This window comes from Stenotrophomonas sp. STEN147 (assembly GCF_056757995.1).
This window is the reverse complement of sequence record NZ_JBRRCG010000004.1, coordinates 42055-63400: the sequence shown is the minus strand read 5'-3', so window position 1 is coordinate 63400 and position 21346 is coordinate 42055. Positions and strand designations below refer to the sequence as shown.

20 protein-coding genes are annotated in these 21346 nt (G+C 68.2%); 6 read left to right on the top strand and 14 right to left on the bottom strand.

All coding sequences use genetic code 11. The annotated features are described in order from the left end of the window. Positions 1-47: 47 nt before the first annotated feature. The 3 genes from ACVOKU_RS06490 to ACVOKU_RS06480 form a co-directional block, all read right to left on the bottom strand. Entirely contained in the window at positions 48-578 is a 531-nt protein-coding gene (locus tag ACVOKU_RS06490) for a gamma carbonic anhydrase family protein (RefSeq protein ID WP_053517982.1), read from the bottom strand. A gap of 90 nt (positions 579-668) precedes the next feature. Next, positions 669-2558: a tRNA uridine-5-carboxymethylaminomethyl(34) synthesis enzyme MnmG gene (gene mnmG, locus ACVOKU_RS06485; RefSeq protein ID WP_065174313.1), complete on the bottom strand. Its 1890-nt coding sequence runs from the start codon at positions 2556-2558 to the stop codon at positions 669-671. 490 nt (positions 2559-3048) lie between these two features. Further along, a complete protein-coding gene (locus tag ACVOKU_RS06480) occupies positions 3049-3525 on the bottom strand; it encodes a hypothetical protein (protein ID WP_053517985.1) in 477 nt (158 codons plus the stop codon). 155 nt (positions 3526-3680) lie between these two features. Here ACVOKU_RS06480 and ACVOKU_RS06475 point away from each other — a divergent pair, with 155 nt between their 5' ends. Then, positions 3681-4643, top strand: coding sequence for a pyridoxal-phosphate dependent enzyme (locus ACVOKU_RS06475; RefSeq protein ID WP_481559432.1), 963 nt, complete (start codon positions 3681-3683; stop codon positions 4641-4643). Beyond that, entirely contained in the window at positions 4640-5272 is a 633-nt protein-coding gene (locus ACVOKU_RS06470) for a YdcF family protein (protein ID WP_111187213.1), read from the top strand. The genes ACVOKU_RS06475 and ACVOKU_RS06470 overlap by 4 nt, the downstream gene beginning before the upstream one ends. A gap of 166 nt (positions 5273-5438) precedes the next feature. On the opposite strand, the gene bioC is transcribed toward ACVOKU_RS06470, so the two are convergent. The 5 genes from bioC to bioB all read right to left on the bottom strand — a co-directional run bounded on the left by bioC (position 5439) and on the right by bioB (position 10276). Beyond that, complete coding sequence (gene bioC / locus ACVOKU_RS06465; RefSeq protein ID WP_053517990.1) at positions 5439-6323, bottom strand: malonyl-ACP O-methyltransferase BioC; 885 nt, start codon at positions 6321-6323, stop codon at positions 5439-5441. Positions 6324-6334: 11 nt separating this feature from the next. Continuing rightward, on the bottom strand, positions 6335-7114 hold the full coding sequence (locus tag ACVOKU_RS06460; protein ID WP_481559431.1) for an SDR family oxidoreductase: 780 nt from the start codon (positions 7112-7114) through the stop codon (positions 6335-6337). Positions 7115-7143: 29 nt separating this feature from the next. Beyond that, the gene (gene bioH, locus ACVOKU_RS06455) at positions 7144-7923 is read right to left on the bottom strand and encodes a pimeloyl-ACP methyl ester esterase BioH (RefSeq protein ID WP_481559430.1); all 780 of its coding nucleotides are present in this window, start codon (positions 7921-7923) and stop codon (positions 7144-7146) included. A gap of 18 nt (positions 7924-7941) precedes the next feature. Beyond that, a complete protein-coding gene (bioF, locus tag ACVOKU_RS06450; RefSeq protein ID WP_481559429.1) occupies positions 7942-9165 on the bottom strand; it encodes an 8-amino-7-oxononanoate synthase in 1224 nt (407 codons plus the stop codon). Positions 9166-9232: 67 nt separating this feature from the next. Next, complete coding sequence (bioB, locus tag ACVOKU_RS06445; protein WP_481559428.1) at positions 9233-10276, bottom strand: biotin synthase BioB; 1044 nt, start codon at positions 10274-10276, stop codon at positions 9233-9235. A 204-nt stretch (positions 10277-10480) separates the two neighbouring features. On the opposite strand from bioB, the gene ACVOKU_RS06440 reads away from it, so the two are divergent. The 4 genes from ACVOKU_RS06440 (at position 10481) to ACVOKU_RS06425 (ending at position 13790) form a co-directional block, all read left to right on the top strand. Further along, positions 10481-11821, top strand: a complete 1341-nt coding sequence (locus ACVOKU_RS06440) for a chloride channel protein (protein WP_481559427.1) — start codon at positions 10481-10483, stop codon at positions 11819-11821. A gap of 181 nt (positions 11822-12002) precedes the next feature. After that, positions 12003-12698: a double zinc ribbon domain-containing protein gene (locus ACVOKU_RS06435; protein WP_481559426.1), complete on the top strand. Its 696-nt coding sequence runs from the start codon at positions 12003-12005 to the stop codon at positions 12696-12698. 58 nt (positions 12699-12756) lie between these two features. Then, on the top strand, positions 12757-13308 hold the full coding sequence (locus tag ACVOKU_RS06430) for an HdeD family acid-resistance protein (protein ID WP_053518003.1): 552 nt from the start codon (positions 12757-12759) through the stop codon (positions 13306-13308). Continuing rightward, complete coding sequence (locus ACVOKU_RS06425; RefSeq protein WP_481559425.1) at positions 13305-13790, top strand: SecDF P1 head subdomain-containing protein; 486 nt, start codon at positions 13305-13307, stop codon at positions 13788-13790. Before ACVOKU_RS06430 ends, ACVOKU_RS06425 begins: the two co-directional genes overlap by 4 nt. Positions 13791-13797: 7 nt before the next feature. On the opposite strand, the gene ACVOKU_RS06420 is transcribed toward ACVOKU_RS06425, so the two are convergent. The 6 genes from ACVOKU_RS06420 to ACVOKU_RS06395 form a co-directional block, all read right to left on the bottom strand. Continuing rightward, a complete protein-coding gene (locus ACVOKU_RS06420; protein WP_481559424.1) occupies positions 13798-15585 on the bottom strand; it encodes an MFS transporter in 1788 nt (595 codons plus the stop codon). 102 nt (positions 15586-15687) lie between these two features. Beyond that, positions 15688-16803: an N-acetylglucosamine-6-phosphate deacetylase gene (locus ACVOKU_RS06415; RefSeq protein WP_481559423.1), complete on the bottom strand. Its 1116-nt coding sequence runs from the start codon at positions 16801-16803 to the stop codon at positions 15688-15690. Then, complete coding sequence (locus ACVOKU_RS06410) at positions 16800-17576, bottom strand: DeoR family transcriptional regulator (RefSeq protein WP_065174325.1); 777 nt, start codon at positions 17574-17576, stop codon at positions 16800-16802. The genes ACVOKU_RS06415 and ACVOKU_RS06410 overlap by 4 nt, the downstream gene beginning before the upstream one ends. 34 nt (positions 17577-17610) lie before the next feature. Beyond that, on the bottom strand, positions 17611-18945 hold the full coding sequence (locus ACVOKU_RS06405; RefSeq protein WP_481559422.1) for a D-tagatose-bisphosphate aldolase, class II, non-catalytic subunit: 1335 nt from the start codon (positions 18943-18945) through the stop codon (positions 17611-17613). A 17-nt stretch (positions 18946-18962) separates the two neighbouring features. Then, positions 18963-19901, bottom strand: a complete 939-nt coding sequence (locus ACVOKU_RS06400; protein ID WP_053518015.1) for an ROK family protein — start codon at positions 19899-19901, stop codon at positions 18963-18965. Beyond that, entirely contained in the window at positions 19894-21060 is a 1167-nt protein-coding gene (locus ACVOKU_RS06395) for an SIS domain-containing protein (RefSeq protein ID WP_128988378.1), read from the bottom strand. Before ACVOKU_RS06395 ends, ACVOKU_RS06400 begins: the two co-directional genes overlap by 8 nt. Between the last annotated feature and the right edge of the window lie 286 nt (positions 21061-21346).

Below are 21346 nucleotides of genomic sequence, written 5' to 3'. Positions count from 1 at the left end.
CCTGGTCGGGCCCAGACTTTAGCAGAGCGCGCCGGCAGTCGAGGGCCTCAGCCCAGGTATTCGTCCTTCAGCCGGACGTAGTGGTCGGCCGAGTAATGCAGCGACTCGATCTCCCTGTCGCTCAGCATGCGCGCCGGCCGGGCGGGATTGCCCAGCCAGAGTTCGCCTTCGCCGACCACCTTGCCCGGGCCCACCACTGCACCGGCACCGACGAAGCCGTGGCGCTCCACACGCGCGCCATCGAGGATGCAGGCGCCCATCCCGATCAGGCTGTAATCGCCGATGCTGCAGGCATGGATGATGCAGCCGTGGCCGACCGTCACGCCTTCGCCGATCAGGGTCGGATGGCCGGCCTTGTTGTACGGGCTGTGGTGGCTGACGTGGATGATGGTGCCGTCCTGCACGTTGGTGCGGGCGCCGATGCGGACGAAATTGACGTCGCCACGGATGACGGTACCCGGCCAGATCGAAACATCGTCGGCCAGCTCCACGTCACCAATGAGGGTACACGCCGGGTCGACGTATACGCGTGCGCCGAGCACCGGCATCTTGTCGCGGAAAGGGCGCAGCGGGGTCATCGGTGTCTCCGGAAATCAGGGCGATCGCGACGATGATACGCGGGCCGCTGCGCTCGCCGGGCATGGCCCGGCGCCACCGTCGATGCTGCGTTACGCCACGCGTCCGCGCCGTGCACGCTCCAGGTGCACGAGCAGCAGCGAGATCGCGGCCGGCGTCATGCCGGGGATGCGCTGCGCCTGGCCGATGGTCTGCGGACGCACACGTTCCAGCTTCTGCAGCACTTCGGCCGACAGGCCACGCACGCTGGCGTAGTCGAAGCCTTCAGCGATCGGCGTGGCTTCGTGCCGCTGCTGGCGCGCGATCTCGTCGCGCTGGCGGTCCAGGTAGCCGGCGTATTTCACGCCGATCTCGACCTGCTCGGCCACCTTGCCATCGGCCACTGCCGGGCCGAGCGAGGGCACCTGCATCAGCTGCGCGTAATCCAGCTCGGGGCGCTTGATCAGGTCGAGCACGTTGGTTTCGCGGCTGACGGTCACCCCCAGCGTGTCCTGCACTTCGCGCCCCAGGGCATTGGCCGGGGTCGCCCACAGCGCCCCCAGCCGCGCACGTTCGGCGGCCACGGCAGCCTGCTTGGCCTCGAACGCCATCCAGCGCCGATCATCGACCAGTCCCATGTCGCGGCCAACCGGAGTCAGGCGCTGGTCGGCGTTGTCCTCGCGCAGCTGCAGCCGGTACTCGGCGCGGCTGGTGAACATGCGGTACGGCTCATTGGTGCCGTGGGTGATCAGATCATCCACCAGCACGCCCAGATACGCTTCGTCGCGGCGCGGGCACCAGCCATCCAGGCCGCGCACCTGGCGGGCCGCATTGAGGCCGGCCAGCAGGCCCTGCGCGGCCGCCTCTTCATAACCGGTGGTGCCGTTGATCTGGCCAGCGAAGAACAGGCCGTTGACCAGCTTGGTCTCCAGCGAAGCCTTCAACCCGCGCGGATCGAAGAAGTCGTACTCGATGGCGTAGCCGGGGCGGGTGATGTGCGCGTTCTGGAAGCCCCGGATGCTGCGCACCATCTCCAGCTGCACGTCGAACGGCAGCGAGGTGGAGATGCCGTTGGGATAGATCTCGACGATGCCCAGCCCCTCAGGCTCGACGAAGATCTGGTGGCTGGCCTTCTCGGCGAAGCGCACCACCTTGTCCTCGATGGAGGGGCAGTAACGCGGGCCGATGCCTTCGATCTGGCCGCTGTACAGCGGCGAGCGGTGCAGGGCGTCACGGATGATCTGGTGGGTCTGCTCGGTGGTATGGGTGATCCAGCAGCTGACCTGCTGCGGATGTTCGTCCACCGAGCCGAGGAAGGACATCACCGGCCGCGGCGTGTCACCGGGCTGCTCGTCCATCACGCTGTAATCCAGCGAGCGGCCGTCGATGCGCGGAGGCGTGCCGGTCTTCAGGCGGTCGACCTGGAACGGGCGCTCGCGCAGGCGCGCGGCCAGCGTGGTGGCCGGCGGATCGCCCATGCGGCCGGCGGCGTACTGGGTCGGACCGACGTGGATCTTGCCGGCCAGGAAGGTGCCGGCGGTCAGCACCACCGCCTCCGCATCGAAGCGCAGGCCGGTCTGGGTGATGACGCCGCGCACGGCGTCGCCCTCGATGACCAGATCATCGACGGCCGCCTGGAACACGGTCAGGTTGGCCTGGCCCTCGACGAGGGCGCGGATCGCCATGCGGTACAGGTTGCGGTCGGCCTGGCAGCGGGTGGCGCGCACCGCCGGACCCTTGGAGGCATTGAGCGTGCGCCACTGGATGCCGGCGCGGTCGGCGGCATGCGCCATCGCCCCGCCAAGGGCGTCGATCTCCTTGACCAGATGGCCCTTGCCGATACCGCCGATGGCCGGATTGCAGCTCATCGCGCCCACCGTTTCGATGTTGTGGGTCAGCAGGAGGGTGCGCACGCCGGTGCGGGCCGCGGCCAGCGCGGCCTCGGTGCCGGCGTGGCCACCGCCGATGACGATAACGTCGTAACGATGGAAGGAGTGGGTCATGGGGGCGGAGTCGATGGGGGCGGACGCGGCCGGAGGCGGTGCCGGGGTGGCGATTTTAGCGCCATTCGGCAGGGCGACGCCCGGAGAGGCCAGGGCCGGACGAAATTGACCCTAAAGTTGGCAGGATTTTTGCAGATAACCCAATAGCACCCATCGTGGCTGGCGCCGAAGGCGCCCGTGACCGGAATTGGAACAGGGGCCGGTACAGGCGCACGATGGGGGAGCAGAGGGCCGGCAGTCGGGGGACTGTCCGGCCCTGTTTTTCTTCGCGGAAGGCATCGGCAAAAACAGACGGCCCCGCATTGCGGGGCCGTCTGCCTTCAGAGGTGCCGACATCCGACAGGGCCGGAACAGGGGGGATCCAGATGTTCCTGTCGGATATCGACGTAGAGCTTTCCGCGACGGCCCATACCGCTTCTTGTCACTTTGTGACGCGGGCCGTCACAACCGCTTTAGATTGCCGCTTGGACCGTGTGAAATGCAAGACGGTTCAGCGCTCAAGTGTGCGCTGCGTCGCACGATCCATGTTGCGCCAGGGGGAACCGTTCATCCTGGGCGCACTCGGTGCCGGCGCCGGGCGGGCCGGCGGTGCCGGGCGCTGCACGCTTGGCTGCGGCGGACGTCGCATCGAGTCCATGTTCCGCCACGGTGAGCCACCATTGTTCTCGCGCGGCGGACGCGGCGGACGGTTCTCGCCATTGCCCGGCGGGCGCGGTGGCGGGCGGTGGTTGTGCGGCGGACGATAGATCGGACGCGAGTAGTACGGGTAGCCATAGCCGCCGTAATAGCCGCCATAGCCTCCGTAGTACGGGCCGTAGTTGTAGGGATAGCCGGCGGGGTAGCGGTACTCCACCGACGGCGCACCGTGGTAGTAGCTGCCGCTGCGGCCACCGCCGACATAGTCGTAGGTGGTGCAGCCGGTCAGGGCCAGCAACAGGCCACCGGCAAGCATCAGGCGCGTTTTCATGTGGGTCCCCCCAGAACGGGTGTGCAGTCAGCTTCGGGCGTGGGCATTGAATCGGCCCTTAATTCCACCACCCAGGATGAATGGCGGCGAAGGCCTGCATGCTGGCATGACCCGTGCCGGGTCGCCAGCACGAGGGCATACGTTAATCTTGCGTCATGAGCGATTCACTGTTGCCCCGTGCCGAAGATGTTCTGGCTGCCGCCGCGAGGATCGCGCCGCACGCAAGTGTGACGCCGGTGCTGCGCTCGCGCACCCTCGACACGCTTGCCGGCGCACGCCTGGCCTTCAAGGCCGAGCACCTGCAGCGGGGCGGCGCGTTCAAGTTCCGGGGCGCCTGCAACGCCGTCTGGTCGCTCTCGGACGAGCACGCTGCCCAGGGTGTGGTCACCCATTCATCGGGAAACCATGGCGCGGCCCTGGCGCTGGCGGCACGGACGCGGGGCATTCCCTGCCATGTGGTGGTGCCCGAGGGCGCCGTCGCCGCCAAGCTGGCCAACATCGCGCGCCATGGAGCCACGCTCTGGCGTTGCGCGCCGACCATTGCCGAGCGTGAGGCCACCTGCGCCAGGGTGCAGGCCGACACCGGTGCAACCCTGGTGCACCCGTATGCCGATCCGGCGGTGATGGCAGGGCAGGGCACCGCTGCGCTGGAACTGCTGCACAGCGACGGGCCGTTCGACGTGCTGGTGGTGCCAGTGGGCGGTGGTGGCCTGGCCAGCGGTACTGCACTGGCGCTGCAGCTGGCCGGCCCGCAGACCCGGCTGGTGCTGGCCGAACCGGCTGGTGCCGACGATACCGCCCGCTCACTGGCCGCCGGCGAGCGGCAGGGCGCGTTCACCCCCGATACCGTCTGCGATGGCCTGCGCACCCTGATCGGTGCGCCCAACTTCGCGCTGCTGCGTGCTGCCGGTGCGGAGGTCATCGTGGTCGACGATGCCGCCACCCTGGCGGCGATGCGCCTGCTGTGGGAGGTGCTCAAGCAGGTGGTTGAACCGTCTTCGGCGACGGTGCTGGCGGCGGTGCTGTCCCAGCCGGAACGGTTTGCCGGGCAGCGGGTGGGGCTGGTGCTGTCCGGTGGCAACGTCGATCTTCCCGCCCTGCGCTGGGGCATGCCTTGAGCCGCGGCCGGCACCGCGAGCGTACCGGCCTGTTCGGTTGGGCGTGGCGGCTGTTCGTGCTGCTGGTGATCTGGCTGCTGGGCGTGACCGCATGGATCGTCTGGGTGGGAGAGCGCGATCAGGCCGCGCAGGCCGATGCGATCATCGTGCTCGGTGCGGCCGCCTATGACGCCAAGCCGTCGCCGGTCTTCGAGGAGCGCATCCGTCATGGCCTGGACCTGTACGAGGCCCGGTATGCGCCGCTGCTGATCTTCACCGGAGGATATGGCGGCAGCGGCGCCCGCTTCTCCGAATCGCAGGTGGCGCGGCGCTATGCGCTCAAGCACGGCGTTCCGGACGATGCGATCCTGATTGAAACCGCGTCGCGCAACACCGTGCAGAATCTGATCGAGGCCAAGCGGCTGATGGACCAGCGCAACCTGCACCGGGTGATCATCGTCAGCGATCCGCTGCACATGGCACGCGCGCTGCGCCTGAGCCGGGCGCTGGGCATCGATGCGCTGGCGTCATCGACGCCGAGCACCCGCTTCCGCAGCTTCCACACCAGCTGGCGTTTCCTGCTGCAGGAAATCTATTTCTTCCATCGCGATCTGGTGCGGCCACCGCTGAGTTCGCCGGCCAATACCTGAGCGGCTGCCGCCTGCTTCGGGTGGGTGCCGACCTTGGTCGGCACAACCTGCCAGATCGCGATGCCGCAGGCATTGTGCCGACCAAGGTCGGCACCTACCAGAACGGATTCCGTGCATGAGTCGGTAGTCGCCGACCTTGGTCGGCGCATCACCCGTGATCGATCGATCAGGTCTGCTTGCGGCGGATCGGAATGGCCGACACCGGTACCGAGGCCACGTCGTGGCCGCCTTCGCGGATCGGCGCGCCCGGGTCCGGTGCCCAGGCATGGGCATAGATCACTTCCCAACTGCTGGGCAGCGTGCCATCGGCACGGCGCATCGGCTCGTAGGCGGCCGCCGCAGCGGCGAAGCGCCCGCGGCCGGTCAGCGTATGCCGACGGTCCACCCGCGCATTGGTCGCGCCCATCGCCCGCAGTTCGCGCATCAAGGCGGGCAGATCCTCGTAGGTCAGGGTGAACAGGTCGCGGTCCAGCACGGGGTCGCGGAAGCCGGCCATCATCAGCGCGTCGCCGAACTGTGCGATCTGTGCGAAACGGCTGACGTGCGGGCGATCATCGGCAGCAGCGAACGCTTCGTTGAGCTCGATCAGGGTTTCCGGTCCGAAGGTCGAGCACAGCAGCAGACCGCCGGGCTTGAGCACGCGGCGGAAGCCGGCGAACACCGCAGGCAGGTCGTCCACCCATTGCAGGCAGAGATTGCTGAAGATCACATCGACACTGTTGTCGGCCAGCGGCAATGCCGCCGCATCGGCGCACAGGCGCTGGAAGGGCTTCCACCACCCGGCCTGGCGCCTGGCCTGATCGAGCATCGGCAGGGCGATATCCAGCGCGATCACCTGTGCCTTCGGCCAGCGCTTTTTCATCAGTGCGCTGGCATGGCCGGTACCGGCGCCGATGTCCAGCACCACCTCGGGCCTGCGTGCCTCCAGGTAGTCCAGCGATTCCACCAGACGTGACTGCACTTCGCGCTGCAGGGCAGCGGCGGCATCGTAGCTGCTGGCGGCGCGGGAGAACGCACGGCGCACATGGCGGGGATCGAAGTGGGACGGCATTGCAGGATCTCTCAGAACGTACCGGGGTAGGCGCCGCCATCGATCAGCAGGTTCTGCCCGGTGATGTAGCCGGCCTGTGCACTGCACAGGAAAGCGCAGGACGCGCCGAACTCGTCGGCGGTGCCGAAACGGCCGGCGGGGATCTGCTGGCGGCGGCGCTCGGCGATCTCTCCGGCATCGCCATCCTTGCCCGCGCTGTGGGCGAAGTTGGCGCGCAGGCGATCAGTGTCGAACTGGCCCGGCAGCAGATTGTTGAGGGTGACATTGTGGGCGACCGTGCGCCGCGACAGGCCGGCGACGAAGCCGGTCAAGCCACTGCGCGCGCCGTTGGACAACGCCAGGATATCGATCGGCGCCTTCACCGCAGACGAGGTGATGTTGACGATACGGCCAAAGCCGCGTTCGATCATCGCGTCCACGGTAGCGCGGATCAACGCGATCGGCGCCAGCATGTTGGCGTCCAGTGCAGCGATCCAGTCGTCACGCTCGAAGCTGCGGAAATCGCCCGGCGGCGGGCCGCCCGCGTTGTTGACCAGGATGTCCACCTGCGGGCAGGCGGCCAGCGCAGCGGCACGTCCGGCGTCTGTGCTGACGTCGGCAGCGACCGCGCGCACCTCGCCGGCGCCGGGCAGTGCGCGCAGATGCTCGGCGGCGGCCTGCAGCGCTGCTTCGCCGCGCGCAACGATCACCACGTTCACGCCTTCGCGCACCAGTGCGCGCGCGCATCCCAGGCCCAGCCCCTTGCTTGCACCGCAGACCAGGGCCCAGCGGCCCTTGATACCCAGATCCATGCGTCAGCCCTGCGCAGTTCGAAGGAGCGTCATTGTCCGCCATCCGCCGGTGTCAGGCCGGCAACGAAGCGTTGCAGGACGGCGGCCACTTCGTCGGCGTGGCCGAGGAAGGGGGCGTGGCCGCCGTGAGCGATGGTCAGCGCCTGTCCGCCGGGCGCGAGCGCTGCTGCAGCCTGTATGGCGGCCGGTGGCACCAGCCTGTCGCGTTGACCGGCGATCCACAGGCTGGGCTTGCCCAGTGCCGGCAGGGCGCCGCGCAGGTCGGTGCTTTCCAGCAGCTGCAGACCCTCCAGCAGGGCGCGTGCGGTCGGTGCACCGCGTTCCACCAGGCGCTGGCGCAGGGTGCGCAGTTCCTCGCGGGCGTGCGCCGAACCCATCACATCCAGGGCCAGGAATCGTTCCAGCGTGCCACCGAAATCGCTGGCCAGCTCGCGGCCGAACTGCTCGAACACGGCCGGCTCCACCGCATGCGGCCAGTCGTCGCCGCGCACGAAGCGGGGCGTGGCGGCGATCATCGCCAGTCCCCGCACTTTCGGCAGGGTTGCCGCGGCATGCAGTGCGAACAGCCCGCCCAGCGACCACCCGCACCACACCGCCGGTGGCGTGGCGGAGGCGATCGCGTTGACCACGAAGGGCAGGCGCAACGGCGTGGTGTCCCCGCGGCTGTGGCCGTGTCCGGGAAGGTCGACCAGGTGCAGGGTGAACTGCTGCGCCAGGCGCTGGACCAGTGGCGCGAACACACCACCCTGCAGGGCCCAGCCGTGGATCAGTACCAGGTCCGGCCCCTGGCCGGCGACTTCGATATGCATGCGGAAACCAGCAGAACCTCAGGCCAGGGCCGGCAGCGGCGGTGGCGCGGCCTCGCGCGGCGTGATCGAGAGGCGATCACGCGCGCTGGCGATGGCCTCGACCAGCCCCCGCACCTGGTCTGCCGTGTGCAGGGCAGAGAGGGTGACGCGCAGGCGCGCCTTGCCTTCCGGAACGGTCGGCGGGCGGATCGCTCCGACCAGCCATCCCGCCTGCTCCAGCGCGTTGGACAGCGCCAGTGCGGTGAGGTCATCGCCGCACAGCAGGGGCTGGATCGGTGTCTCCGATGCCATCAGGTCCAGCCCGTGGCGGCGCGCTTCGCCGCGGAACAGTGCGATCAGGTCGACCAGCTTGGTGCGGCGCCAGTTGTCGCGGCGTGCCAGGCGCACTGCTTCCAGTGCCGCCGCCGCCAGCGCCGGCGGCATCGCGGTGGTGTAGATGTAGGGGCGGGCGGTTTCGGCCAGATGCTCGATCAGGTCTTCGCCGCCCAGCACCACCGCGCCGGCACTGCCCAGCGCCTTGCCCAGGGTGACCAGTTGCAACGGCACGTCGTCCACGCCCAGACCGGCGGCCGCCACCGTGCCCCGGCCATCGCCGACCACGCCAACGCCATGTGCATCGTCCACATAGAACAGTGCCTGCTGCAGGCGCGCGACCAGTGACAGTGCGCGCAGCGGCGCGACGTCGCCGTCCATGCTGAAGACACCATCGGTGGCCAGCATCGCTGCGCCATCGGCTGCGTGCCTGAGCTGGCGCATGGCCCCTTCCGCGTCCAGGTGCGGATAGCGGCGCAGGCGTGCGCCCGCCAGCCGCGTGGCATCGAGCAGACTGGCGTGATTGAGCTTGTCCTGCACGCAGACGTCGTTCTCTTCGCTCAGCAGCGCCTGCTGCACCGCCAGGTTGGCGGAAAAACCGCTGCCGAACAGCAGTGCGCGCGGGTAGCCCAGCCACTCGGCCACTTCGCGTTCCAGAGCATCGTGCATCGCGTGGTGGCCGCAGACCAGGTGCGATGCGCCGGCCCCGGCGCCTTCGCGGGCGGCCGCGTCCTGCAATGCATTGACCACGCTGAACTGCTGGGCCAGGCCCAGATAGTCGTTGCTGCAGAAGCCGGTCAGCCAGCGGCCTTCCACTTCCAGGCAGACGCCATCGCGACGGGTGACCGTGCGCCGTGGGCGGCGACGACCTTGGGCATCGCGCAGCGCGCGCTGGTCCTGGATGCGGGCGGTGAGGTCGGGGCGGGCCATGGCGGCGGGAGGCGGCGACGGGGCGGCTAGGGTAGCGCGTTGCCGCGACGCCTGCTCGGGCCCCGTCTCAGGCTGCGTGAGCGCAGCCGCAGCCGGGTGCATCGCTGCCGATATCGGCATGCACGGTACCGCCGTGGTCGTGGCCCTCGGCGTCCACCTGCACCGCCATCGGCTGCAGGCCCAGCCGCGCGAACAATGCCAGATCGCGCTCGCTTTCCGGGTTGCCGGTGGTCAGCAGCCTGTCGCCATAGAAGATGGAGTTGGCGCCGGCCAGGAAGCACAGCGCCTGCAGTTCGTCGCTCATCGCCTCGCGGCCGGCCGACAGGCGCACCATCGAACGCGGCATGGCAATGCGTGCCACCGCGATCATTCGCACGAACTCGAACGGGTCCAGTTCGGCACTGCCGTGCAGCGGCGTACCGGCCACCTGCACCAGTCTGTTGATCGGCACCGAATCCGGATGGGCCGGCAGCGTGGCCAGGGCCAGCAGCAGGCCCACGCGCTGCGCCCGCGTCTCGCCCATGCCGACGATGCCGCCGCAGCAGGTCTTCAGGCCTGCATCCCGCACGTGTTCCAGCGTGTCCAGGCGGTCCTGGTACTGGCGGGTATGGATGATCGAGTCGTAATAGTCCGGCGCGGTGTCGAGATTGTGGTTGTAGTAGTCCAGGCCGGCGTCCTTCAGTGCCCGTGCCTGGTCGCCACTGAGCATGCCCAGCGTGGCGCAGGTTTCCAGGCCCAGTGCCTTCACCCCGGCAATCATCGCCGCCACTTTCGGGATGTCGCGATCCTTCGGCGACCGCCAGGCCGCGCCCATGCAGAAGCGCGACGCACCGGCAGCCTTGGCCTGGCGCGCCTTGGCCAGCACGGCTTCGGTGTCCATCAGCTTCTGTGCGTTGACGCCGGTGCTGTAGCGCTGGGCCTGCGGGCAATACGCGCAGTCCTCCGGGCAGCCGCCGGTCTTCACCGACAGCAGCGTGGAGACCTGCACCCGGGCGGGGTCGAAGTGCTCGCGATGGACCGCAGCGGCGCGGAACAACAGGTCGGGGAGGGGGAGTTCGAACAGCGCCTGCAGTTCATCGTGTTGCCAGTCGTGGCGGATGGCGGCGGCCATGGCAGGACCCTGGGTACGAGTGGAGCGAGGGCGGCAGTGTGGGTAGCGCTGAAGCTTCTGTCAACCAATTACATTGGTTTTTAGTTTACATTGCGACCCGCTGATCAGACTGGAGCGGATGGGCCGCGTTTCACCGTTTCGTGCAAGGCAGCCGGCCACAGTAGCCACTGCCCTACGGAAGCGCTGGCGCGCAGACTCTGTCCCATGACCGATCTCCATCGCCTTCGCGGCCGCATCAGCGCGCTGGTCCTCAGTGAGGCTTGGCGCCGCCGCGCCGCACTCTGGGGAGGTGCCGTGGCCGTGGCGCTGGTGGCCATCCTGTTCGCCAAGGCCAGCGACGCGGCGTTCCATCTGTTCCAGCGCATCACCACGCATTCGCCGTGGTGGGCGCTGCTGCTGACGCCAGGCATCTTCGCGCTGCTGGCATGGCTGACCAGCGACGTACTGAAGCCTACCCGCGGCAGCGGCATTCCCCAGGTCATCGCTGCGCTGGACAAGCCGGATGCATCGTTCCGCGCCACGAATCTTTCACCGGCGGTATCGGCCGGCAAGCTGCTGCTGACGTCACTGTCGTTGTTGGGCGGTGCCTCGGTCGGCCGCGAAGGTCCGACCGTGCACGTGGGTGCAAGCCTGATGTACCTGTTCGGTCGTTGGTTTGGTTTCAAGGACCCGCGTGAGCTGTCGCACTTCCTGCTGGCGGGCGGCGCCGCCGGCATCGCGGCAGCCTTCAATACGCCGCTGGCAGGCATCGTGTTCGCCATCGAGGAACTCAGTGGCCGCTTCGAGCACCGGTTCTCCGGCACGCTGCTGACGGCGGTGATCGTCGGTGGTGTGGTATCGCTGGGTCTGCTGGGCAACTACACCTACTTCGGCCATGTTTCGGCGCGGCTTCCGCTGGGCCAGGGCTGGCTGGCGATCCTGCTGTGCGGTGGGGTGGCGGGATTGCTGGGAGGACTGTTCGCGCGCGCCGTACTGGCGAGCGCGGCAGGACGTCCGCGCTGGCTGGGGCAACTGCGCCAGCGCCATCCCGTGCTGTTGGCCGCCGGCTGCGGCCTGGTGGTGGTGGTGCTGGCGATGCTGTTTGGTGAAGGTGCGTTCGGCACCGGCTACGAACAGGCGCGCAGCCTGGTGCAGGGCCACGCGCTGGTGGGTCATGAGTTCGGGCTGATGAAGCTGCTGGCCAATCTGGCCTCCTATGTGGCCGGTATTCCCGGCGGCCTGTTCTCGCCTGCGCTGGCGGTCGGTGCCGGGTTGGGCCACAACCTGGCGGTGCTGATGCCCGGCGTGGATCCACGCGCGTTCGTGCTGCTCGGCATGTGTGCGTATCTGACCGGCGTCACCCAGGCCCCGCTGACCTCCGCCGTGATCTCGCTGGAACTGACGGACAGCGGTGACCTGCTGCTGCCGATTCTGGCCACGGTACTGATTGCCCGTGGGGTATCCGGTCTGGTGTGCCGGGTGCCGATCTATCGTGGCCTGGCCGAGCTGCTGATGGTGCCTGGCCCATCGGCCGATGCCACGTCCGTCGATCCCGGTCGAAAGTAGGTGATCGGCGTACGTGCCCGGCAGATGCTGCCTGCGGGAGGCGACCGGCAGCCACCCTGGCAGGCCATGGAGTAGGGGGCATGGTGGTCTGCCCGTCGGCACACGATGACGGGCATTTCACCGACCCATGTCTGGTCCGTCCGCCGATGGCGTCGCTGCCTGCCATGCGCGAGCCTGCCGCATGCGCATCGTCCACCGCATTGTCGCCGGGGCCCCGTTGCAGCGGCTGCTGCGCCTGCTGATTCCGCTGCGCTGCCTGGTATGCAACGACCCGGGCCACGACGAGCTGGATCTCTGTGCGGCCTGCTACGCCGGACTGCCGTGGTCGGGTCGCGCCTGCCTGCGCTGCGCGCTGCCGCTGCCGGATGCGGCCCTGATCGTCTGCGGCAGCTGCCGCGAGGAGGCACCACCGCAGCTGGCCACGCACGCAAGCCTGCTGTACCTGCCGCCGGTGGACCAGCTGCTGGTGCGCTACAAGTTCCACCAGGACCTGGCGGCCGGACGCCTGCTCGCGCAGCTGATGCAGCGCGCGCCGCCGCCCTGGTCGTGCGCGCCGCTGGTGCCGGTGCCATTGCATGATCGGCGCCTGCGCCAGCGTGGTTACAACCAGGCCGCCGAACTATGCCGGTTGCTGCCGATGCGGGTCTGGCAGGGCCTGTACCGGCGGCGGCATACGGCACCACAGTCCGAACGCACGGCCGAACAGCGCAGGGACAACCTGTTCGACGCCTTCGATGCACATGCACCGGTGCCGCCGCGGCTGACCGTGGTCGATGATGTGATGACCACCGGCAGCACCGTGATGGAAATCGCTGAGACACTGCGCTGCGTGGGTGCCGCAGAGGTGCGCGTGTGGGTCTGCGCACGGGTTCCGTGATCGCCCTCTTCATCGCCAGCGGCTAGGATGAGGCCGATTCCGGATCGAAGGAGTGGTCATGAATTCCCCCCTGTCTCCCCTGTTGTCGGCGGTCGGTCGCAGCTGGTGGATCCTGCTGCTGTATGGCCTGGTCGCACTCGGCTTCGGCATCATCGCGATCGGCTGGCCGCTGTCGGCGGCGACGGCCCTGGCCTGGACGCTGGGCGTGATGGCCATCATCGAAGGTGTCATCAGCCTGTTCGCGCTGATCAGCGGTGGCAGCGGTGCCTCGCGTGGCTGGCTGGCACTGTATGCCATCGCCTCGCTCGGTTTCGGCATTCTGGCGGTGATCAATCCGCTCGCCACCGCCAGCGTGCTGGTGCTGTTCCTGGCGGCGTGGCTGCTGGTGGCCGGCATCTATCGCATCGTGTACGCAATCCGCGTGCGCAGGCAGATCCAGGGCGAGTGGTTGCTGATACTCAGTGGTGTGCTGGCGGTGGTGCTGGGCCTGCTGTTTGCGGCCAATCCCTACGCGGGCGTGGCCGTGACCACCCTGTGGATCGGCATCGGCAGCCTGCTGTATGGGCTGCTGCAGGTGCTGGTGGCATTCAAGCTGAGGAAGCTGAAGTGAGACGGGCGGGTTCGTTTCTGCTGGTCGCGGTGCTGGGCCTGGCCGGTTGCATGCCCGGCGCCACAGCGGATGCGCAGGCTGGCAGGGATCATCCGCCGCGTCCGGGCGTGGATGTGCGTCTGAGCGCAGTCGATGCTGCCGGCAATGGCACACCGGTGCAGTGGCAGGGTGAAACACTCGCGCTGCGCGAGCCGCCGATCGCCGGCAGTGCCGACATCGCCGATGTGCGTTACGTGCTGGACCAGAGCCAGCAGCCTGGCCTGCAGATCCGCTATCGCAAGCAGGCACACCAGCGCATCCACGATGGCACGGCCGCACTCGTGGGCCAGCGGGCGGCCCTCAGCGTGGATGGCCGCGTGCTGACGGTGGCGACGGTGGCTGGCCCGTTCGGCGAATCGATGATGTTGAGTGGCCTGCCCAGCGTGGCCGAGGCGCAGGAACTGGCATGGCACATCACCGGCCAGCGGGTGCCGGCGCCCTGAACCCTGCTCAGCGCTGCCTGGTCGCGAATCTGGCCTCGATTTCCTCCAGCGACCTGCCCTTGGTTTCCGGCAGCCAGAACGCAGCCACCAGGAAGAACACGAATGTGCATGCCGCCCAGAACAGGAACATGCTGGCGTAGCCATAGTGGCCCACGGTCGGCAGGAAGATCGCGGCGATGGTGGTGGACACGAACTGATTGATCAGCAGCGCGATGCTCATGCCATTGGAGCGGATCCGGTTGGGCATCAGCTCGGACAGTGCCAGCCATACGCAGACGCCAGGGCCCACCGCGAAGAAGGCAACGAACACGAGGATGCAGGCGGCCACCGCCCAGCCGTGGGCCGGCGTTGGCACCGGTCCGATCCGCGCCTGCTCGATGCGCAGTGGTGCGTGCGCGGCGCCGGCCGGGTCTGCGAACGGATTCAGGTGCAGGGTGCGGAAGAAGGCGCCGATGACGCTGTCCGGCTGCACGGTGCCGGCACGGTCGATACGCAGCTCGCGATCGATCAGGTTGTCACTGCGCAGTGCGCGCACGTTGGTGAAGTCGCCATAGGCGTAGGAGACGGTCAACTGCATCGGACGGCCTTCGCTGTCGATGCCGTCAGTGAGGCGTTGCCACTGCGCCTCGTCCAGTACCAGATGCAGGCCATCGCCGCTGGCTGCGGCCTGCAGCTGCGGCTGCACATCGGCGCGGCCGCGTTCGGCCTGGAAAAACAGGGTGGCGGCGGCCAGCAGCGCCACGCAGATACCGCCGCTGCCGAGCATCAGCAGGAACTTGCGGCCCTTGCGATCGACCAGCAGCAGCGCGACCACGGTCATCACCGCATTGAGCAGCTTGATCGCCACGTCGGCGCCATTGGCCACCGAACCGGACAGGCCCGCCTGGTTGAGGATGTTCACCGCATAGGCGAGCACCGAGTTGATGCCGGTGGCCTGGGTGCAGGCCAGCACCACGCAGGCCAGCACGAACGGCACCACGTAGCGGCGGCTGAGCAGCGGATCACGCCTGCCGCTCGTGCCACTGGATTCCGGTGCCTGGATGCGCGCGAGCGTGGGCTCGACCTCGGCGGCAGGCAGCACCCGCTGCAGGCTGCGACGGGCGTCGTCCACCCGACCACGGCGGACCAGCCAGCGCGGTGACTCCGACAGCCAGAAAATGCCGGCACAGAACACCAGGCCCGGCGTCAGGCAGCTCCAGAAGATGGTCCGCCACGCATGGTCCTTCACGGCGAACAGTTCCTGAGCCTGCTGTGCCAGCGGCAGCGAGCGCACGGTTTCGGCAGCGGCATCCACGGCCTGGGCGTGGTACAGGCCGATCAGCGCCGCCAGCACGAGTCCGATGGTCAGCAGCAGCTGGAACATCGCTGCACCCCGGCCACGCCGCTCCGGACTGAGCACCTCGGCCAGGTACAGGGGCACCACCACTCCGATCAGGCCGCCGCTGATGCCCTGCAGCAGTCGGCCCAGCAGCAGCGGTGTGTAGCCCGAAGCGAGCGCCATGATGGGAATGGAGGCGGTGAACAGAACGCCAGCCAGCAGCATCGCGCCGCGGCGTCCGATCAGATCGGCCACCATGCCGGCAAACAAAGAGGACAGCACACTGCCCAGCAGAACGGCTGCAACGACGAATCCCAGCTGCTGGCTGCTGAGCTGCCAGGCCTGGCTGGCGGTCGCTTCCAGATAGGGCAGGGCACCGGCAATGATGCCGATATCGATGCCGTACAGCAGGCCGCCGAGGCCGCCGATGAAGAGCAGATAGCGTACGGGCCAGCGCGGAGCGGTGCTTGCAGTCATCGGCAGTTCCTGTGGTAGCGCCGGACCCTGCCCGGCGGCGGTTCTTCGCAGATTGCGTTCTGTGGCGCCGCGCCATGCGGGGCTCTACGGCAGGGATGTTGCTCAGTGCAGCTCGACCACCCGGCCACCCACCACCACCTGCTGCAGGCGCAGTCCAGCGTCCAGCACCACCAGATCGGCGCGGGCGTCGGGCGCGATGCGACCGCGATCGCCCAGGCCCAGGTAGTCGGCCGGGAACGTGGAAACGCGCTGCGAGGCGTCGGCCAGATCCAGCCCCACACGCACCAGGTTGCGCAGTGCCTGGTCCATGGTCAGCGCGCTGCCGGCCAGCGAACCGGTCGCCAGCCGCACGCAACCGCCACACTTGTGCACGCGCTGTTCGCCCAGTGCGTACTCGCCATCCGGCATGCCGGTGGCGGCCGTAGCGTCGGTCACCGCGTACAGGCGCGGAATCGCGCGCGCGGCCAGGCGGATCACGCCGGGATGGATGTGCTGCAGGTCGGGAATGATCTCGGCGTAACGTGCATGGGCGAGCGCCGCCGCCGCGATGCCCGGGCGATAGTGATCGACGCCGGTCATGCCATTGAACAGATGGGTGAAGCCGGATGCACCCGCCTGCAGAGCAGCCACACCTTCTTCGTAAGTACCCGCGCTGTGGCCGAGCTGCACACGGATGCCCATCGCCGAAAGCGCAGGAATCAGCGCCGTGTGGTCGCCGATCTCCGGCGCCAGCGTCATCACCCGGATCGGTGCCAGCGCATGCAACTGCTGCACCAGCGCCAGCGTCGCCTCGATCGTACGGTTGGGCTGTGCGCCCAGGCGCTGGGGGCTGATGAACGGCCCTTCCAGATGCACGCCGGCGATGCATGCGGCCTCGTCGTCCGGCGCTGCCATGGTGGCGGCCACGCCCTGCAGGGCGTACTCGATCTCGTCCAGGCCGGCGGTCATGGTGGTCGCCAGCAGCGTGGTGGTACCAAAGCGCAGGTGGGTGCGGGCGATGGTGCGGGCAACGTCGCCGCCCTGCATCAGGTCAACGCCGGCAGCGCCATGCACATGCAGATCGATGAAACCGGGAAGGATCACCTGCAGCTGCGTGTCATCGCCGCCGCTGTGGTCGTCCACCTGCAGCTGGCGCACATGCGAGTCGAAGTGGACATGGCCACGTCGCCACCCCAGCGGGGTGAGGATGCGGCCATACAGGGAACGGGTGTCGGTCATGCGGGCGGCTCGGCGATGATCACTTCGATGCCCAGCCGCTGCAGGCCCTCGCGGGTTGCGTCGTCGATGCCGGCGTCGGTGATGACGGTATGGATCTGATCCAGTCGGGCGATGCGATGCAGGCTGACACGGCCGAACTTGGAGGCGTCGGTCAGCACGACGATGCGGCGCGCGCGCTCGACCATGCGGTGGTTGAGGCGCGCTTCCGCCTCATCGTGGGTGGTCAGGCCGAACTGCAGGTCCAATCCGTCCACGCCCAGGAACAGGGTGTCGAAGCTGTAGGAGTTGAGGCTGGCCTCGGCCTGGCTGCCCTGCAGCGACAACGACTGCTGACGCAGCAGCCCGCCCGTCAGCAGCACATTGATGCCGGCAGCATTGGCCAGTTCCCACGCGATGTTCAGGCCATTGGTCATCACCGTTACATCGCGGCGGCCACGCAGATGGCGGGCCAGCGTCATGGTGGTCGAACCGGAGTCGATGATGATGTTGTCACCGGCCTGCACCAGGTTCGCCGCGCAGGCGCCGATGGACTCCTTCAGGGGCAGATTCAGCGCATCCTTTTCATGGATGTCCTGCTCCTGCGGAGGCGTGCGCACCAGATTGGCGCCACCGTGGGTGCGGTTGGCCAGGCCCTGTGACTCGAAGTGGGACAGGTCGGCGCGGATCGTCACCGCGGACACGCCGAAGCGCTCGACCAGATCGGCCACCTGCACCGAGCCGTGCTCGATCAGCAGCTGCAGGATCTGTTGCCGGCGGGAGCGGGTGTTGCGCATGGCGGAGTCTCGGGTCTGCGGTGAGGGGTAGAGATTAGCCGTTCGCAGCAACGCCGGCAGCGGATCGTGTGTCCTGACCGCGTTTGCCTGCCTGGTTGGCGCTGCAGGCGCGGGCATACTCGCCCAGGCACTGGCCGATGCGGTGCTGCACCAGGGCCGTCGGCGTGTTGGCCAGGCGGCCGTCACGCACGGCGCGGTACTGCTCCGGCAGGTACTGGCTCAGCAGCACCAGCGGTGGCGTGTGCTGCTCCAGGTTGGAGAACAGGGTCTGCACGGCGCGCAGCAGTGCTGGCTCGCCCCAGTAGTAACGGCAGCGGTCACTGAAGGAATAACTGCGCAACAGGCGCAGTGTCGCCTCGTCACCCTGGTAGTAGGGCTGCCAGTACTTCGGCTGCGCCACCATCACCTCCTCCAGCACCTGTGGCAGGCGCGAGCACTGCGCGGCCGGCAGCAGTTCCTGTTCGATCGCCGCCAATGCGAACAGCGCCTCACGATAGGCGAAGGTGGCGGCGGGGCCGACCTTGAGAATCGCGAAATGATCGCGGACCAGGGCATGCAGTCCGCTTTCGCGCTGGTAGTCGGTGGAGTGCGCCTCGAACACGATGCGCGGCTGCTGCTCGAGGAAGTCGGCCAGCGCATTGGCGGCGACCGGATCGTACTCGTGCACGCTGCTGTGATCGAAATCCACGCCCGGCTGCACCACCATCGCGATCACGCGCTGCCAGGCATCGCGCAGTTCGGGGGTATCGAATGCCTGCTGGTGGATGGCCAGGGTCTGCGCGGCGGCTGCCGGCGTGGTCACCTGCAGGCCACCGGCCAGCGAGGCTTCGCCGCCGGGAACGGGCACTTCGGTGCCGATCACGTACACCGGCGCCGGCAGACCGAGCCGGGCAGCCGTGCGCTCGGCGATCGTCGCCAGCTCCGACGAACGCGCGGCCACGGTGGCATCAGGCAGCGGCACCGGATCGTCGGCGCAGGACATGCTGCAGTCCAGATGGATCTTGTGGAAGCCGGCGGCGACGTAGGCTTCGATCAGCACGCGCGCGTGGGCCATCGCTTCGGCGGCGGGGCGCTTCTGCCAGGCGTTCGGACCGAGGTGGTCGCCGCCCAGGATCAGCCGCGTGCGCGGAAAGCCTTCCTCGTCCGCAAGCGTGCCGACATAGTTGCGGTACTGCGGCGGGGTCATGCCGGTGTAGCCGCCGAACTGGTCGACCTGGTTGGAGGTGGCTTCGACCAGGAGCACCGTGTCGTGTGCCAGTGCCACGTGCATGGCCGCGCGCAGCACCTGTTCGTTGCTGCAGCAGACGCTGTACAGGCCCACAGTGTGGCCGGCGCGGTGGGAGGCAAGCAGGGTCTGCAACGGGGACATGGTCATGCTCCGGACAATCAGGAAAACGAGGGTTGGCAGGCAAGCAGCGCGGCACCGCGCGCGCCACCGGCATCGCCGAAGCGCGGGGGCACGATCGGCGGCACCTGCACGCCGTTGAACAGATGGGCAGCGATTGCCGCCGGCAGCTGCTGGTACAGCGGGGTGTACTGCGAGAGGCCGCCGCCGAGCACGATCACATGCGGGTCCAGGGCCAGCACCAGCGCAGCGAGGCTGTGGCCGAGCAGGTCGCGGTGGATGTCCAGCGCGCTGCGTGCACGCGCATCGCCGCCTTCGGCCAGTGCGATCACCGCACTGGCATCGACGGCCGCACCGCCCAGGTGGCGTTCGATCATCGCCAGACCGCTGCCGGACACATAGCGCTCCACGCAGCCCTGCAGGCCGCATGCGCAGTCGATCAACGGCAGGCCGTGACGCTGCAGCAGGTGGCCCGGCACGCTCCAGTGGCCCCACTCCCCGGCCAGGCCGTTGAAGCCGGACAGCAGGCGGCCCTGCAGGCAGAAGCCGCCACCGGCGCCGGTGCCGAGGATCGCGCCGAACATGCTGGGGTAGCCGTCGGCTGCGCCGCCATGCGCTTCGGACAAGGCGAAGCACTGCAGGTCGTTGCCGAAGTGGAGCGGACGCTGCAGGCGTGCCTGCAGATCGGCCGCCACGCTGTGGCCGGTCAGCGCCGGCACGTTGGCACTCAGCTGGCGGCCCGTGCGGCGGTCACGCACGCCGGGCAGCGCGATGCCGATGGCCGCATCGTTGCGGCCCAGTGCGGCGTCGGCGTCGGCGACCAGCGCCACCACCGACCGCAGAAAGCCATCGTAGTCACCCTGCGGAGTGGCCACCCGGCGGCGCCAGGTGACCTGCATCGCCGCATCGCACGCCACCAGCTCGATCTTGGTGCCGCCGATATCGATGCCGTAGCAGGCATGGGCGATCAACTCAGCCATGGTGGATGGTGACACCCTTGACCACGCGGTTCACCGTGCCATCGGGGAACGGATTGTCCGGGGTCAGCCCCAGCGCGGCCGAGCGCTGCAGTGCAAACAGCTGGCCGAAGGCCAGCCACACCGGCGCCAGCCAGGGATCATCCAGAACCGGCTCCAGGACGGGCACGGCGAGGGTGTAGTCATCGTCGGCACCGATGTCCGAATGCGGGCCGATGGCCAGCACCTGGCCGGCCACGCCATCGCGGCGCAGCTCGTCCAGCAGATCCTGCTCGTAGCGGCGTGCAAGCGGCTGCACGCTGCGCAGCACGATCACCAGGGTGCTGCCATCCAGCGTGGATTTCGGGCCGTGGCGGAAGCCGAGCGGCGTGTTGGCAAGCGCCAGCACGCGGCCGGCGGTCAGCTCCAGCACCTTCAGCGCGCACTCGCGCGCCAGCGCTTCCAGCGGACCGCTGCCCAGATAGATGACGCGGTTGAAGGGGCGCTGTGCCAGCGCGGCCACCGGTGCATCCCACTGCGCCTGGCCTTCGCGGGCCAGCGCAGCAAGCTGCGTCAGGCGCGCCACCCGCGTCTGCCACGGTGAGCGGTCGAACACGGTCAGCGCGGCCAGCAGCATGCAGGTCAGGCTGCTGGTCATCGCAAAGGCGCGGTCGCAGCTGGCCGACGGCATCAACAGGGTGCAGGTATCGGCACGGCCGGCACCGCGCCGGGCCAGTTCGCCATCAGCGTTGCAGGTGATGTCGAGGAAGCGTGCGTCATCCACGTCGCTGCGCACACGGTCCACCGCTGCCACGCTTTCCGGGCTGGAGCCACTGCGGCCGAACGAAACCAGCAGGGTGGGGCGGTCGCGTTGCAGATACAGGGCCGGATGGGTCAGCAGGCTGGTGGTATGCACCACACGGACGTCAGCGGCCCACTGCGCGTTGATCGCATCGGCCACCATCTCGGCGATGAAGCCGGAACTACCGGCGCCAGTGAACAACACGCGCTGATCAGGATTGTCGAGGCGGTCGCCCAGGAAGGCCTGCAGGCGTTCGCGGGCCTGCAGCAGATCCTGTGCAAGCGCGTCCCACAGTGCTGGCTGCTGGGCGATTTCAGTAGCGGTATCGGCTCCGCCCCGGCGCTGCCAGGCGGACACATCGGAAAGCAGGGTGACGTCCATTCGGAGGTTCCAGTTGGGCCATCGCACGATCTGTGTTTTCTTTCGAAATGTCAAATACCGAAAGCAAAAAGAAAGATAAAGAGCGCTTGGCGTTTCTGGTGGACCGCGATCGTCCAAAACGAAAGGAATCGAAGAATGCCGTATCGCACCAAGCTTAACAGGGGCGTGCAAGCGATTACACAAAGTACCGTGCCGCATCACCTTTCGTTTCAGTCGAACTTATCTTACTTTTTGCTTTCCATTTGTTGACATCTTTCGAATCCCTGCCCTAGAGTCGGCCCAACCG